The following is a 16,489-nucleotide window of genomic DNA, read 5'->3' on the forward strand; positions in this document are numbered from 1 at the left end:
AGCATAGTTTGCTTGTCTCTCCTCAGCAGTCACTTGAACTCCATTCACCGAGTATCCAACATAAAAAGCAATAGCTTGTTGCACTTCGACAGGTTATTCATCGAAATTGTTCAAATCTACAGTACTCATATCCAAACCTCCTTACAAAGCCGACAATCGACTATGTTTTTCTTCGAATTTTGATTTTATATCGAGTGGCAAATCACGAATCACTTCATTCCACGTATTTATTAACTCCTTGTTATGCGAACTTCATTGCTGAATCTGTAGGTATCTTTCAGATAATGCCGTGGAGAATTCGTCTTTCTCAGCTTCTGTCAAAATCATAACCTCCCGTTTTAATCAGTTGGGATAAGATATTATTCAGATAAGGTCAGGAAATTTTTCCTGAGTCGCTCCCTATTTAAGAATCATTTCACGAGAGTAATTGTCCAAGCGCAGTAACATGGTACTCGTGCGAATATCCTGTACATTGGCATACTCAATGTCGGAGAAATGTCCTGCGATAACCAAGTTACCGAATACCTCTCTGATACTACTGTCTTCACTAGGCATTTGACCGTGACCCAAACGTCTCAGGATGTTAATGATGACAATCTGACGCATCTTCAGCGCTTCTGGAGTCAAGACTGTAGAAGGATGGGCAAGTCCCTTTTCTACTGTACAATTCATGGGAAAATAGTATCGCAAAACCTGACATTGAGTTTATTGATAAATTGGCCGAACTGCATCAAGTTTCAGTAGATTTTCTGCTGGGTAGAGATTCAACAGTACTTCCCGAATGGGCAACTCCCAAAGATAAAAGAGATTTCAAAACAATGTTAGAGGAAGATGGAGACGTAATGTTTGACGGGGTACCTATCTCAGGTGAGGATAAAGAAAAAATCAAACGAGTTATGGAAGCAATGTTTTGGGACGCTAAAAAAGATAACAAGAAAACCTACGAGTAAAAAGAAAGAGGAATAGCCTATGGACGATATCGTTCAAGGACTCATTAAACGCTTCAAGACAAACGATCCCTTTATAATTGCAGAAAGACTTAACATAAAGGTTTGGTACAGTCATCTTGGGAAGAATACACGTGGCATGTACTATCGTAAACTAAGGCGGCGCTTTATCGTAATTAACTCTGATCTAAGTGAGCCTTGGATGAGATTTGTTTGTGCCCACGAACTCGCCCATGATCGTCTCCACCCCGGCATAAGCAGATTCTTCTTAGATGAACACTCATTCTTTAATGCAGGAAAATACGAAAGACAGGCAAATCAGTTTGCAATTAAGTTACTGACAGCAACAATTGAACCAGAACTTGGGGAAACGAAGGAACATTTACTTAGACGCTGCTCTATTCCACCTGAACTACATAGCTTTATGTAATCTTGCGCTTCCACCGTTGCAAGACGGTTTAACATATACAAAAAAATAGAACATACGTTCTTTATGGGAGGTTTTTATTTGGCTAGTTATAAAAAACATGGGACTGGATGGGAGTATCGACTAAGGTACAAGGACCCTTTCACACAGAAATTTCGAGAGAAGGCACAAAGAGGATGCGATTCAAAAAAAGAAGCGCAGTTGGCAGTTAGAGAATTTGAAAGAAAGCTTGCTGCTGGCTATGAACAATCTGATTTATCGCTTCAAGATTATCTAGATTTTTGGATCAATGAATATAAGAAAGGAAGTGTTAGTAAGAATACATTATTACTTCATCAGAACAACCAAAACTCTCGTCATTATGGTTATGTATACTGGATATTTTTCCGAGTGTTAATTGAAACTGGTATGCGAAAAAGCGAAGTAGCTGCTCTAAAATGGATCGATATTGATTTGGATAATCATTTCATTACAATTGATGAAACTCTAGATTTTACAGCGAAAAACAAAGAAGAATTATTCGGTGACACCAAGACAGAAAAATCAGAAAGAAAAATAAATATTACTACAAATCTAGTAAATCACATCAAATTTCACAGAGAGTGGCAGGAACATAACAAAGGGATACTTGGGGATAGATACCACCATGACCTTGATCTGGTTCTATGTAATTAAGATGGAAACTTCATGCCTAAATCATCATTGTTTAATGCCTTCTCCCGCATCTTACAACGTTGTGATCTCCCATCCCTCCCCATTCACTCTCTCCGACATACCTGCGCGGTTCTTTTACTTGAGTCCGGAGCAGATATGAAATTCGTTCAAGAACAATTAGGTCACGGAAGCATTCAGATCACATCAGATGTATATGCCCACATCTCTGGCAAGATCCAGAAAAGCAATATAGATAGATTTGAGAAATTCACTGAAGAAATTTTCGAATAGAAATATATTTTGTGGGCATTTTAATTTTTCTTTAAATATATAGGTACTTGCCCACAAAAAGAAAAACCCCTCAGCGCTAGAGCGCCAAGGGATTGAGCTATTAGTACAACGTAATATATTGATCGCGTTCCCATTGGTGGACTTGTGTACGGTACATATCCCACTCAATTTCTTTCAGCTCATAGAAGTGAGCCAAGGCGTGGTCGCCGAGAGCATCACAGATGACTTCGCTGCGGATCAATTCATTCAATGCTTCTTTCAGGTCAGCTGGCAAGCTTGGAATGCCTTCTTCCACACGCTCTTCTTCTGACATGATGTAGATGTTACGGTCAATTGGAGTTGGTAAGGAAAGCTCACGTTTGATTCCGTCCAGACCTGCTTTTAACAGAACAGACAAAGCCAGGTAAGGGTTAGCAGCCGGATCCGGGTTACGAACCTCAACACGTGTACTCAGACCACGGGAAGCTGGAATACGAATCATTGGGCTACGGTTACTAGCAGACCATGCTACATAACAAGGTGCTTCATAACCTGGTACAAGACGTTTGTATGAGTTCACAGTTGGGTTAGTAATTGCTGCAAACGCACGTGCGTGCTTCAGAGTTCCAGCCATGAAGTGACGAGCAGTTTTGCTCAGACCCAACTCGTCCGACTCATCAACAAATGCGTTCTCATTGCCTTTGAACAAGGATTGGTTACAGTGCATACCGGATCCGTTCATACCAAACAGCGGTTTCGGCATGAATGTAGCATGTAAACCATGCTGACGTGCAATCGTTTTAACAACGAGTTTGAACGTTTGGATCTGGTCAGCAGCTTTCAGAGCATCAGCATATTTGAAGTCGATCTCATGCTGACCTGGAGCTACCTCATGGTGGGAAGCTTCGATCTCAAAGCCCATTTCTTCAAGTGTGATAACGATGTCACGACGACAGTTTTCACCAAGATCCGTAGGCGCAAGGTCGAAATAACCACCTTGGTCATTCAGTTCGTTAGTCGGGTTTCCTTTTTCGTCTGTTTTGAACAAGAAGAACTCGGGTTCAGGACCAACGTTGAAGGAAGTGAATCCCATATCTTGGGCTTCCTTCAGGTTACGTTTCAAGATACCACGTGGATCTCCTGGGAACGGATTACCATCCGGAAGATATACGTCGCAAATCAGACGTGCAACACGGTTCTCTGCAACCCATGGGAAAATAAGCCAAGAATCTAGATCTGGATAGAGGTACATGTCGGACTCTTCAATACGTACATAACCTTCAATGGAAGATCCATCGAACATCATCTTGTTATCCAGAGCCTTAGTCAGCTGACTCACAGGAATCTCAACGTTTTTGATAGCTCCAAGCAAATCAGTAAATTGCAATCGAATGAATCGTACGTTTTCTTCTTTCGAAATGCGGAGAATGTCTTCTTTTGTATAACTCACTATAACCTCTCCCTTTCTTATCTGCGTATTTGGCTTGCCTGTTATATTTGTACATTAGAAAGTTCCACGGGTCAAGGAGTCTCACACCAAAAGTGCATGTTTTCCCCTCACTCGCCAAGTTATGCGAATTTAGTTTTTATTAAAGAATCGGGAAAGCTCTCCCTGAATGAGAGATACTTGTCCTGGTCTCTTACCTGATACAAGCTGCTGCTTCAGCAAGCGGTGCAACTGCGTATCGGACAGCTCTCTGCGTTTAACTTCAGTATCTGGCGTGATAACTGTAGCTTCCTCGGATTCTTTTGATACAGGATTCATCACTTGTTTGATGCCCGCGATGTTAACTCCTTTTTCAATCAAAGCCTTGATCTCTAGCAATCTCTCTACGTCATTAAAAGAGAATAACCGTTGATTACCTGACGTTCTCGCAGGAACGATCAAGCTGTGCTGCTCATAGTAACGAATCTGACGTGCAGACAGATCCGTAAGTTTCATTACAATACCAATTGGGAATAAGGCCATATTTCTGCGGATTTCATCACCCATGTTCATCAACCTTCCAGTCATCTATTCTTCACCCTATTGTACATTTAGTTATTACCAAGTGTCAATGACGTGTTAGATAAACTCACAATAATTTACGATCTTTCATAGTCTGTAACGCCATCAAAACGCCATATTTGACATGAGAGTACGTTAATCCGCCTTGCATATACCCGATATACGGCTCCCGAATAGGCGCGTCGGCTGATAATTCCAGACTTCCACCCTGAATGAACGTACCTGCCGCCATAATGACAGGGTGCTCATAACCAGGCATATCCCACGGTTCAGGAACCACATGGCTATCCACAGCTGCTGCACGCTGAATCCCCTGCACGAAGGCGATCAGATGCTCGGCAGAGCTAAACTTAACAGCCTGGATCAGATCTGTGCGAGCTTCATTCCAGGCGGGTTTGGTTACAAATCCGGATTCAGCAAACATCGCAGCAGCAAACGTACTTCCTTTGATAGCTTGTCCTACAATTGTCGGTGCCATGTAAAGTCCTTGGTAGATGCCACGTGTTGTCCCCAGCATTGCTCCAACCTCTCCGCCAATTCCAGGGGCTGTTAGACGATAAGCTGCCAGCTGTACGTATTGTTCCTTCCCACATATGTATCCACCGGTTTCCGCAATGCCTCCACCAGGATTCTTGATCAGTGATCCGGCCATAAGATCAACTCCGACTTCTGTCGGTTCACGTTCCTCCGTGAATTCACCGTAACAATTATCTACGAATACGATGACATCTTCCTTAAGCGATTTAACACGCGTAACCATGTCAGCAATCTCAGCAACACAGAAGGATGAGCGCCAATCATAACCACGTGAACGTTGAATCCCAATGACTTTTGTAGCCGGTGTAATGCTTTTTTCAACTGCTGCCCAGTCCACTCCACCTTCATCAGTTAAGGCCGTCTCACGGTAACCGATGCCAAAATCGCGTAATGAACCTGTACCATCACCGGGTTTGCCAATAACTTTATGCAATGTGTCGTAAGGCTTACCCGTGATGTACAATAATTCGTCACCTGGACGCAAAACTCCAAAGAGAGCTGTACTAATCGTATGAGTACCTGAAGCAAAATGAGGACGCACCAACGCGGCTTCCGCGCCGAAAACATCAGCATATACTTCATCAAGTACTTCACGCCCACGATCGTTATAGGCATAACCTGTTGAACCTGCAAAGTGAAAATCACTTACTTTTCGCTGTTGGAAAGCATTAATCACCTTCCATTGATTGTGATCTGTGATCCGATCAATCTGTTGAAGTTGTTCTTCAATCTGACGCTCCACTTGACGTTGAAGTTCAGTTATTTTTGAATCAAAGCTTACCATCTTACTTCATTCCCCTTCATAGCACGAATCTGACGTCGAATATCCGTTATCGTGTAACTTATCACATCAACATGTCATGAATATTACAATTCAATGAATTGTTCAAGCATATAACCAAATTTCTCATATTCACCTTTTTGCAATTCAACTTCATAAATGACATCATTCTCTTCAAAGCTGGTATCCACTACATCACCAATTTTATAGAGCACCGACGTAAGATCACCACGTTCTGCCGGAATACGGAAGCGCTTCGTATCACCTGTCAGCTCTGTCTGAATGAATTCACGGATTTTAAGCAGATCCTCCGAGTCTAATGCGCTTACTTTAATATGGTCTTTATCCAATGGAAGCATCTCAAGCTGCTCTGGTGTGCACGCATCTTTTTTGTTATACAGGACTAACTGCGGCTTGTCCCCTGAACCAAGTTCTTGCAGAATCGTATTAACCGTCCGCATCTGATCTTCACGCATAGCTGATGAGGCGTCCACAACATGCAGGATCAGGTCTGCCTCATTCACTTCCTCCAACGTTGCCCGGAATGCTGCAATCAGATCATGCGGTAGATTTTGAATAAATCCAACCGTGTCGGTAAGTACGATTTCTTTTCCACTTGGAAGTTCCATCGTACGTGATGTAGGATCCAATGTTGCGAATAGCTGATCTTGAATATACACATCTGCAGCCGTCAACTGCTTGAGCAAAGTTGATTTGCCAGCATTGGTATAACCAACAAGGGCCACCTGAACAATACCTGTCTTTTTACGGCGTTCACGATGCAACTTACGATGACGTGTCAATTCTTCCAGATGACGTTTCAGATCATCGATACGACCACGAATGTGACGGCGGTCTGTCTCCAGTTTGCTTTCACCTGGGCCTCTTGTTCCGATTCCGCCCCCGAGTCTGGACAGGTTCTTGCCATGACCCGACAACCGTGGCAGCAAATAGCTATGTTGAGCCAATTCCACTTGAATGATACCTTCTCTAGTATTGGCCCGTTGTGCAAAGATGTCCAAAATCAATTGGGTACGATCAATAATTTTGAGATCGAGGGTTTCTTCCAGATTACGAACCTGTGCACCTGACAATTCCTGATCAAAAATAGCCGTAGTTGCTCCGAGCTCCTCGGCGATTGCACGGAGTTCTTCCACCTTACCTTTACCAATGAACCATTTGGTATCACGTTTTTCCCTGTTCTGAGAAAGTACACTTAGCACTTCCACTCCAGCTGTCTCGGCAAGTTTCACCAGTTCCTCTAAAGAGTACTCAGGGTTGATACCTGTACGTTTTACATCATCCGTAACAAGACTCACCAAGACGGCGCGATCTTTTTTGACCATATCTGTATCATGTGTACCATTTGTCATGTATATGTTCACTCCCTCTAATTACTAAATTAATCCGTTGATATACATTGCCACGAATATGCCATGGCATGCCTTAAGCCGAACCGGTTGGCCCGGCCGGCTGGTGTAAAAACTATATTATCGCTTACTTTCGCTCAAAGTTCAAATCCTCTGTACGGATTGTCATCAGCTCCAGTTTTCCTGGACTGCCTTCCGAGTATTGTTCCAACAAACGAACCGCCTGATGCCTGATCGAACGCTCAATGGCATTACGAACGTATCTGGCGTTACTGAACGCATGCAGCGAATCATTTTTTTCCTGAAGCAAATGTTGCTTTAGCTTGAGTATGGTCTGAGGCATTAGAATATAATCACGCTCTTTGGCCATAATCTCAGAGATTTGAATCAACTGATCAATGCTATAGTCTGGAAACTCCACTTGAATGGGAAAGCGCGAAGGTAATCCGGGATTGGTCTGGAGAAAAAAATCAATTTCATCTGAATAACCAGCCAATATGAGAATGAATTGGTTTTTATTGTCTTCCATTGATTTTACAAGTGTATCAATAGCTTCCTTGCCAAAATCCTTCTCTCCCCCGCGGGCCAAACTGTAGGCTTCATCAATGAACAATATCCCACCGAGTGCCTTCTTAACCAGATCTCTTGTTTTCTGCGCCGTGTGACCTATATATTCTCCAACCAGATCCGCACGCTCTACTTCAATAAGATGACCTTTACTTAACACACCCATCTTCTGAAAGAGTTTGGCAACGATCCTCGCCACGGTGGTCTTACCGGTTCCCGGATTACCTTTGAAGATCATATGATACACGTGCGCACCACTAAGTAAGCCTGCTTCGGTACGCATCTGAGCAATCTGTAGAAAAGCATAGATCTCAAACACCAAGTCTTTGATATTTTCAAGTCCAACCAGTTGCTCCAATTCACCCTGTATCTCCTGGAAGTGCGCATGTTTGGTTATACTCTTGGCTGCCTGTACTGCCGCTGCTTCATCTTTGACCAACATCTGAGGTTCCTGGTTACGCAACACAATATTAATTTGTCTGGATGGTCTGCCTCCTGGTTGCTCTCCTGCAGCCATGACCCGTCCGTTCATTCGCCATCACCTCTATTTTATCGGGCTGAACTCTCCTGATTATTAATGTATTCTATCAGGTGCTCCAATATTAGAAGGATCATGAAGAATTCTACGGATAAGTAGATGACTCAAATCTGAATGTTTTTTCGAAACTCTCCGTTCTCAAACAAACTCGGCCTATGCTTCAGTGATAACTGAAAGTATGGGAATACATGTGCATCAATGGCATGCAGCAGTTCCTTTGCCGTCTTGTTAGCCAAGTCATAATCACCCGTTGTAATATGTTTTCGTGACAGTGCATCTTCAAGCTCATCTTCATCCAGCAAAAATACTTCCCCATCTTTCAATACAACGACATCCAGATACAGGTCATCAAACCAAGGAACACCCTGATCGGTTATCCCCTGACTACGACATGTATCAATGTACCACTCTACAATCCGTTCCTTATCGTCAAACATCGCCGTAACTACAAAGTGCTCTCCCTTCGGATAGTATTGCAGCCAGGAATAACCTTTATCTGCGATACAGAAGGTACTGCCTCCATAAGTTTTCCACAGAGGTTCTTTCAAATCCTGTATGGTGTACAAAGTAATATAACCTGTGAAAATTTTGGATTGAACGAACCGGCATGTGAATTGTCGGTTCGTAATCCGGCGCCAGTTCGCGCGATCCCCGAATTTCCGTTTCATACGAACCCCTCTTTGCCGACTACAGGTCCGTGACCTGCTCTGATGTTATTGGTGAACAATGTAATAACGTCCGCCTGATGGATTCCAGCGCTCTGGGTCCGCCCTTGCACAACGTATTACGAATAGTTACAGCTTACCATATTTAAGGTTTACACTCAAAATCAAGCTTTGTCCCACCTATTCATCAAATCAGCTTCCATTACAGTTGGTTCTGTATAACCCAAAAAACTGCTTCACCGGTTTCCCGGGAAGCAGTTTTTCAATGTAGCTATTTAGTGATTCATTGGCTTAGCCGCCGGTGCCAGCTTGGGAATCTGCAGGTGCATCTGTCCCTCCAGTATCCCCACTTGTTCCGCTGTCCGGAGTTACAACTTCGCCCGGCGTTGTTACGCCCCCATCATCGGGACCTTCACCATTTCCGCCAGGATCTGTTGTGCCCTGACCAGGTGGGGTCGTATTGCCTTCCCCAGGTTGACCGTTTCCGCCGTTATTACCACCGTTGCCATTGTTTCCGTTATTACCATTTCCGTTGTTGCCATTTTCATTTTCATTTCCATTACCGTTATTACCGTTCGAATTGCCATTATCCGGTGTACCATTGTCCGGATTCTCCGTACCTGGCTGCTCAGGATCTATCTCTGTTCCAGGGTCTATACCAGGATCAGGTTCCTCCGGCGGCACTTCCTGCGCTTCAATCATCAAGGAGATGGTGTTGGAAGGATCCGTCTCAAGTCCTGATGCCAAGTCGTAAGCTGTCACATAGTACTCATAGGTTAGACCAGGCAACGCACTTAAATCTTGTGCATTGGTCGCTCCTATTGCATCAATGAGATGAGTGAACTGGGCTTCAGATGTTTCTTTCCGATAAATTCGATATTGCGTACTCGCGTCACCCGTTCCAGTCCAACTCAGGGAGACGGTTTGTGCATTTGGATCGTATGATCCACTAAGCCCACTAACGGACAGAGCCGGCTTTTCTGGTTCTTCTACTGGCGGAGGTGCCTGCCCTCCAGCTGGTGCTTTGAATTGCTTCACTGGAACGCCTTTTAAAGCATCTCCCATGACTTTGGCAAAGAAAGCTGCCGACAGCTTACTGCTGTTCTTAAGCATATGATTGGCATCCGGATTGTCATAGCCCATCCAGACTGCCGCAGTCCATTCCGGGGTGTATCCAACAAACCATACATCACGGTTGGCACTGTTGCCAGAGATACCACTTTGAACTGTTCCTGTTTTACCCGCTACCGGACGATCCAGACGTGCTGAACGTCCCGTACCGTCATTAACGACGTTCTGCAGCATCTGTGTAAGCTGATACGCATTTTGCTCACTCATGACACGAGTTGTGTCCGAGTTATCATGTTTATAAGTGGTTTTGCCTGCGCTATCCTTGATTTCTTTAATCGCATAGGCTTGTCGGTATTCTCCGAGGTTGGCAAATGCACTATAGGCTTGCGCCATTTCCAGTGTATTTGTACCTTTACTTAGACCACCGAGGGCAATCGCCAAGTTTTTGTCTTCATCTGTCAGCTGTATGCCTACACTCTTGGCAAAATTAATGCCTGTGTTAACACCTATTTTATCAAGCAGCCAAACCGCAGGGATATTTTCCGACTTCGTAATTGCATCCGTCATACTGATCGTTGAAGAATATCCATGCAAGTTACCAGGACAGTAGTTACCAAAACATTGCTTCGCATTACTCAGCGATGAGTTGGCACTGTAATTTCCTGATTCAAGCGCAGGTGCATAAGACACAATCGGTTTAAAAGCTGAACCTGGTTGTCTTCGACTCTGCGTTACACGGCTATAACCTTTAGTCTGATAATCCCGTCCTCCCAGGAGGGCAACGAGGCTACCATTCTCATGGTTCATGATAACCATGGAGCCTTGAACCTGTTGATCGTCTTTACTTGCCTCGAACAGATTATCATCTGTGAAGGCAGTTTCCATGGCTGTTTGAGCCTGAGCATCCATAGTTGTATAGATTTTGTACCCGCCGATATTCAGATCATCTTCCGTTTTACCTGTTACTCGTTCAGCTTCACGGAGCACATAATCTATAAAACCTTGATACTTCCTGTCTTTCTCTGGTCGCTTGTAGTTATAGTTAATCTCTTTTGCTTCGTCCATCTCCGCCTTGGTAATGTAGCCTTGTTCATACATCAGCTGCAATACCACACCTCGGCGTGCTTTTGAGTCGTTTGGATTGCTCACCGGATTATAGGCAGAAGGCCCTTTCGGCATAGCTGCTAATGTAGCAATTTGCCACAACTTCAACCTCTTGAGATCAGTAACTCCAAAGTAAAATTCAGATGCTGCTTTAATCCCGTAACGCTGATGACCGAAGAAAATACGGTTCAGATACATCGTCAGGATTTCGTCTTTTGTGTACTTGCGCTCTAATGCCATGGCAATCGATACTTCCGTTGCTTTACGGAAGAACGTCTTGTCACGGGACAAGAACATGTTCTTGGCAAGCTGTTGGGTTAGTGTACTACCACCTTCCACCATGGAACGAGCCATGACATCCTTAACCGCTGCACGCCCAATGGACCAGATATCCACGCCCTGATGATCGTAGAATCGCTTATCCTCCGTTGCAACAAAGGCTTGCTTCACAAGCTCAGGAATATCATCTTCTTTGACAGGTTCCAGCTTCTGAATGGATAGTTCCCCCATTAATTGGCCATTGCGATCATATACTTTTGAAGTTTCATTAATTGTGGTTTTGTCCTTATTGGCTTTGAGCAGATTTTCACCACTCACCATAATAAATAAATATCCGCCAAGTGCACAGAATATGGCGATTGCCATTGTGAAAAACAGTGTCCATCCAACGCGTTTACCCGTAATTTTTTTCTTTTTAGAGGTCTTTGGCTTCGCTTTTTTGGGTGACTTGTTATTGTTGTTGCGATTGTTAGACCTCGACAACGGATCGTTTGGCATGTTACCTCCTGACTCCCTTTCGGTTGCATAATTTCTAATCGTCTGTAGGCTCAGGCATATATTAAACATATTTTGCCCGGAATGAAAAGAACAACCCTTTATTCAGGTTGCTCTGTTTCAATACCTATACTTGTAGACGAAATGGTTGGTGAAAAGGTTTCGTAATTTTTTTAAGCTTCGCCGCTGTTATCTTGCTGCATCAGCGATACGCTGCGTTGCGGCGTGAACGTGGAGATGGCATGCTTGTAGACCATTTGCTGGCGTCCGTCGCTGTCAATGACGATCGTAAAATTGTCAAATGCCTTGATCGTCCCGCGGATTTGGAAGCCGTTGGTCAGATAGACCGTAGCAGGAATATTTTCTTTCCGCAGTTGGTTCAAGAACGTATCTTGGATGTTGATGGACTTGTTCATTAGCCGTACCCCCATTGGTTCATTTGAATTCGTGTTCAAGTAATATTCAATATCGCTGAGTAGCTTTCGTGCTATTATATCATGAACAGTTTCATATAATCCACAAAAACCCCTTGTCTGCTATTTTACCCCCATTCTTAGCGAGGTGAACAAATAGAAGACTTATCCATTATACACCGCTTGTCTGTTTTGCAAAAGAGGGACAAAATCTTCATTTTAAAGCACATTTATTCGTTGTTTAGCGAATACTTAATCTCTACCATCTGTTCTAGTGATAAATAAAAACCTCTATCCTTTTGATGACCAGAAGGTAGAGGTTTACATATCTTGATCTAATCGATGCCTGTCAGAAGAATACTAATAATCGCTCAAATCAATCAAATTTCCGTGTAATCAATTCACTTATCTGCTTGTATTTCCCTTCAAAATCCTGGGTATCCGTCATGTCCACCCATTCTATATCCTTCATATGACGGAACCAGGAAAGCTGCCGTTTGGCAAACCGACGTGTATCCCTCTTCAACCACTCAACTGCTGCTTCCCAACTCACTTCCCCTTGCAGGAACGCTGCAATCTCCTTATACCCCAGCCCTTGCATGGAAATATGACCTCTGGCCACTCCACGTTCCAACAGGGACTTCACTTCATCCACCAGACCTTGTTCGATCATCAGATCAATCCGTTCTTCTACCCGGGCGTACAACTTCTGTCGATCCATTGTCAAACCAACAATAAGAAGGTCATAAGGCGACTCTTTCTTCTGTACTGCCAGCTGATCAGACCACTTCTCTCCAGTGAGATGATGGATCTCAAGCGCACGTACAATTCGCCGCTGGTCATTCGGATGCAAACGGTCCGCACTAACTGGATCAACTTCCCTCAGTCGATCATGAAGGGCCTGAGCTCCATTTAGCTCAGCATAGCTGAATTGTTGCTCCCTGAACGCTTCGTCCGAACCACTATCGGAAAATTGAAAGCCGTAACATACCGATTCCACATACAGACCGGTGCCCCCTACAATAAAAGGCATTTTACCGCGTTCGTGGATTTCACTAATCAATCGTGTGCAACTCTCCTGAAACTCAGCCACAGAATACGGATACTCCGGTTCATGGATATCAATGAGATGATGGGGTACACCCTTCATTTCTTCAGAGGTAATCTTGGCAGTTCCGATATCCATTTCACGATATACCTGCATCGAATCTCCTGAGATAATCTCACAATTGAAAGCTTGGGCAAGCTCGATGCTCATTCTTGTTTTGCCTACTGCTGTTGGTCCAACCAACACAAGCAGTTTAGGTTTTGGTCTAACTTCCACTTTCAACATTAATCACTCCGTACAGGGTTTTTGCATTCGCCCGATCAAGTATTTCAAATCCGAGCCTGTCAAACTCCGCGCTGCCGCGCTTTTCTTTCATGACTACCCGTTTACGGGCAACCCGTTTCGCTTCCATAATGCTCTGTTCATCCAGCGCGTGAGCATTTGCATAATCTCGCAAGGGCTGTATAGCACTTGAATCCATCATCGGTTCACGGAACATGGGGTCAAAATATACGGTATCACAGCTTCGATCCGGCATGGAACGCAGCAACTCAAGATGATTCGCATGATGCAGCTCAATACGGCGGAAAGCTTCATTTACCGCTGGCTTGATCGTCTCATATTGAGACATCCCCTCCACTAATAGTGTATATAGCGGAAGAGAGCTCTCACATGCAATCACCCGTCCACTTTTGCCCACTGCAACCGAGAACACCAGTGCATCCGTGCCCAGTCCGGCTGTACAATCGATGATGGTATCCCCTTCATTCACCGCCCCCGCCTCCAGCAGTGGATCAGGTTCTCCTCGCAATATACGTTTGGCACGAACAAATCCCATGCTGGGGTGGAACTCCAGCAACGGTGAATCCTTCCGAAATAGACGCACTTTACCCTGGAGCACAACCAGAACCTCCTCCGCCTCATAGTGTTCAATCATCATGGGCAGAGACATTTTATTACGGCGCACGTAAGTACCCCCTGTTGTTTCAGCAAGGTTTCGGGCCCGCTCCACAAGTAAAGCCGCTTCCTTTTCACCGGTTGTAATATACATAGATTCCTCCTAAATAGCTACATAACACGTTTGAACAATTTTTCCAGATCATATGTTGAAAATGAAATCACAATCGGCCGCCCATGTGGACAAGTGTAGGGCTGACGACATGAACCCAGACGCTGAATTAGCACCTCTGCTTCCTGATCGGTCAGCTTTTGGTTCGCTTTGATGGACGCCTTGCAGGAGCACATGATCGATGCAGCTTCTCGCATCTTGGCGACATCTATGCTGCGTTCACTCAACACCCACTCGGACATTTCTTCGATAATGTCTTTCTCGTCCCCTTTGGGGAACCAGAACGGATGGGAACGCACGCGGAACGTCTGTCCACCGAAATGCTCCAAATATACACCCGCCTGTTCGAACCAGGCCAGCCTTGTTTTCAGTTTTTCCGTCTCCGAAGGTGTGAACTCCAGCGTAATAGGTAGCAGTAACTCTTGTGAGGCCTGGGCAGGGTTACCAAATTTCTCGTAATAGTATTCATAATTCACGCGTTCATGAGCAGCATGCTGATCAATCAAATATAAACCTTGGTCATTTTGCGCGATCAAATACGTACCATGATGCTGTCCGATCAGACTCAGCTCCGGAAATTCAGGCATGGATGCATCCGATTTAATGGCAGCAGCAAGTTTAGTGGCATCAGGCAGACCTGAAGTTTTCCACGTCCGTTCACCTCTGGCAATCGAAGACGGATTATACGATGAACGAGCTTCCCTAACCGGTGAATATACGGAATCGGAGCGATACGTAGCTGGTTTGCCTTCAGCCAGCGGTTTCTCTGTTGCTCCACGATCCCCACCATCTTGAGAAGAGAGGTCAGATTTGGGAACAGTTTCGGTAGAACTTGTATTTGAACTTGTACTTACATCCTTAGTGCCGTCTTGCACGTTAACGGATGTCTGCCCCCCGTCATAACTAGCAATCTTCTGCAAAATATCCCCGTTCCAACTTTCTAACTGCTCCGGGGGCTGTGTAACCTCAGGTGGAGCTTCGGGCAACGGCACTGAGTGACCCTGTTCAGATACCAACTGTGCTGTAGACACATCCGCCGGAGCATCCAAATCCAGATCATCATCTTCCGCAGTTAACTTCAGCGCTGCAACAGTAGGTTTCCCGAGTGGACCTTGTTGCCCATATCCTTCTGCATCAGATGCATCTTTCAGCGGACCACGTGGAAAGAGGAATTGTTCCTGAATAAAGGAACTATCGTCTCCACGTCGAATCTGCTGTTTTTTGACCTGTGGAATCAGTACCTCCTGCCGGAGTATACCCCGCAACGTCGTCTCTATGAATTGATACAGTTCTGGTTCCTTGCTAAAGCGAACCTCCAACTTCGCCGGATGCACGTTCACATCCACAAGAGAGGGGTGCATCTCCAACTGCACCACGACAAGTGGGAAGCGATTGATCGGCAGCAAGGTATGGTAGGCTTTGAGAATCGCCTGATTGAGACCGTAATTGCGAACAAATCTCCCATTAACAATCGTTGACATACCATTACGATTCGCTCGTGTCCATTCTGGCAGGCTGATCAGCCCGCTCACCCGGTAATCCAGACTTTCACCCTGGATGGGAAGCATCGCTTTCGCTGCACTTGTCCCATAGATCGCTGCAACCACTTGCAGCAGATCGCCGTTGCCCAACGTCTGAAGCAACACATTCTCATTATGGCGCAGTCGGAACGAAATGTTTGGGTGAGACATCGCCATCCGGTATAGGACATCTGAAATATGTCCCAGTTCCGTCTGGATCGTTTTCATATATTTGAGTCTGGCTGGTGTATTGTAAAATAGTTCTCTCACTGCAAAATCCGTACCTTGGGGTGAGGTTGCATCTTCATGAGAAACAAGGTTCCCGCCTTCAATCACGATGCGGCGCCCCCGCCCGTCATTACCACTTGCCGATAATACCTCTACCTTGGACACGGCGGCAATACTCGCCAAGGCTTCGCCACGGAATCCAAGACTTGTGATCTGAAACAGATCTCGGCCATGGGCTATTTTGCTGGTCGCATGACGATAAAAGGCGGTTTCCATGTCCTCTGGCTCAATACCTGTACCATTGTCTTTGACACGAATACTGAGGAGTCCGCCCTCTTCCACCGTCACTTCAATTTTGGTGGCGCCTGCATCCACCGAGTTTTCGAGCAACTCTTTGACAACTGAAGCAGGCCGTTCGACCACTTCACCCGCCGCGATCTGGTTGGCAATATGTTCATCAAGCACATGTATCTTCGCCACAGGTTTTCCCCTCCCTTA

At 44.9% G+C, this 16,489-nt stretch carries 14 protein-coding genes and 1 pseudogene; 3 read left to right on the forward strand and 12 right to left on the reverse strand.

Annotated elements, in window-relative coordinates; genetic code table 11:
* Positions 1-399 precede the first annotated feature (399 nt).
* Positions 400-672, reverse strand: coding sequence for a hypothetical protein (locus tag MKY01_RS18530; RefSeq protein ID WP_339283024.1), 273 nt, complete (start codon positions 670-672; stop codon positions 400-402).
* Between the two features lie 44 nt (positions 673-716).
* Here MKY01_RS18530 and MKY01_RS18535 point away from each other — a divergent pair, with 44 nt between their 5' ends.
* From MKY01_RS18535 to MKY01_RS18545, 3 genes and pseudogenes are all read left to right on the forward strand, one after another.
* Complete coding sequence (locus tag MKY01_RS18535) at positions 717-950, forward strand: hypothetical protein (protein WP_339283026.1); 234 nt, start codon at positions 717-719, stop codon at positions 948-950.
* Between the two features lie 19 nt (positions 951-969).
* The gene (locus MKY01_RS18540; protein WP_339283028.1) at positions 970-1,377 is read left to right on the forward strand and encodes an ImmA/IrrE family metallo-endopeptidase; all 408 of its coding nucleotides are present in this window, start codon (positions 970-972) and stop codon (positions 1,375-1,377) included.
* Positions 1,378-1,455: 78 nt separating this feature from the next.
* Positions 1,456-2,319, forward strand: a pseudogene (locus tag MKY01_RS18545) (tyrosine-type recombinase/integrase).
* A gap of 100 nt (positions 2,320-2,419) precedes the next feature.
* Here the strand turns inward: MKY01_RS18545 and glnA are convergent.
* The 11 genes from glnA to mutL form a co-directional block, all read right to left on the reverse strand.
* On the reverse strand, positions 2,420-3,748 hold the full coding sequence (gene glnA / locus MKY01_RS18550) for a type I glutamate--ammonia ligase (RefSeq protein ID WP_036613569.1): 1,329 nt from the start codon (positions 3,746-3,748) through the stop codon (positions 2,420-2,422).
* A 129-nt stretch (positions 3,749-3,877) separates the two neighbouring features.
* Positions 3,878-4,291 (reverse strand): MerR family transcriptional regulator, encoded by a 414-nt coding sequence (locus tag MKY01_RS18555; RefSeq protein WP_017687924.1) that lies wholly within the window; start codon positions 4,289-4,291, stop codon positions 3,878-3,880.
* An 82-nt stretch (positions 4,292-4,373) separates the two neighbouring features.
* Positions 4,374-5,627, reverse strand: a complete 1,254-nt coding sequence (locus tag MKY01_RS18560) for a methionine gamma-lyase family protein (RefSeq protein ID WP_339283030.1) — start codon at positions 5,625-5,627, stop codon at positions 4,374-4,376.
* Between the two features lie 83 nt (positions 5,628-5,710).
* Positions 5,711-6,997 (reverse strand): GTPase HflX, encoded by a 1,287-nt coding sequence (gene hflX / locus MKY01_RS18565; protein ID WP_339283032.1) that lies wholly within the window; start codon positions 6,995-6,997, stop codon positions 5,711-5,713.
* A gap of 124 nt (positions 6,998-7,121) precedes the next feature.
* Positions 7,122-8,093, reverse strand: coding sequence for an AAA family ATPase (locus MKY01_RS18570; protein ID WP_036613563.1), 972 nt, complete (start codon positions 8,091-8,093; stop codon positions 7,122-7,124).
* Positions 8,094-8,203: 110 nt separating this feature from the next.
* A complete protein-coding gene (locus MKY01_RS18575; protein WP_036613560.1) occupies positions 8,204-8,767 on the reverse strand; it encodes a DUF402 domain-containing protein in 564 nt (187 codons plus the stop codon).
* 288 nt (positions 8,768-9,055) lie between these two features.
* Positions 9,056-11,716 carry a PBP1A family penicillin-binding protein gene (locus MKY01_RS18580; protein ID WP_339283034.1) on the reverse strand — a complete coding sequence of 887 codons (2,661 nt, stop codon included), beginning with the start codon at positions 11,714-11,716 and terminating at the stop codon, positions 9,056-9,058.
* A gap of 170 nt (positions 11,717-11,886) precedes the next feature.
* On the reverse strand, positions 11,887-12,129 hold the full coding sequence (gene hfq / locus MKY01_RS18585; RefSeq protein WP_017687918.1) for an RNA chaperone Hfq: 243 nt from the start codon (positions 12,127-12,129) through the stop codon (positions 11,887-11,889).
* A gap of 373 nt (positions 12,130-12,502) precedes the next feature.
* Positions 12,503-13,459: a tRNA (adenosine(37)-N6)-dimethylallyltransferase MiaA gene (miaA, locus tag MKY01_RS18590; protein WP_339283036.1), complete on the reverse strand. Its 957-nt coding sequence runs from the start codon at positions 13,457-13,459 to the stop codon at positions 12,503-12,505.
* Positions 13,440-14,225 (reverse strand): class I SAM-dependent methyltransferase, encoded by a 786-nt coding sequence (locus MKY01_RS18595; protein WP_036672760.1) that lies wholly within the window; start codon positions 14,223-14,225, stop codon positions 13,440-13,442. Before MKY01_RS18595 ends, miaA begins: the two co-directional genes overlap by 20 nt.
* A 17-nt stretch (positions 14,226-14,242) precedes the next feature.
* Complete coding sequence (gene mutL, locus MKY01_RS18600) at positions 14,243-16,471, reverse strand: DNA mismatch repair endonuclease MutL (RefSeq protein WP_339283038.1); 2,229 nt, start codon at positions 16,469-16,471, stop codon at positions 14,243-14,245.
* Positions 16,472-16,489: the final 18 nt, after the last annotated feature.

It is taken from the genome of Paenibacillus sp. FSL R5-0486 (assembly GCF_037975155.1).
In the GTDB taxonomy this organism is placed as follows: domain Bacteria; phylum Bacillota; class Bacilli; order Paenibacillales; family Paenibacillaceae; genus Paenibacillus; species Paenibacillus amylolyticus.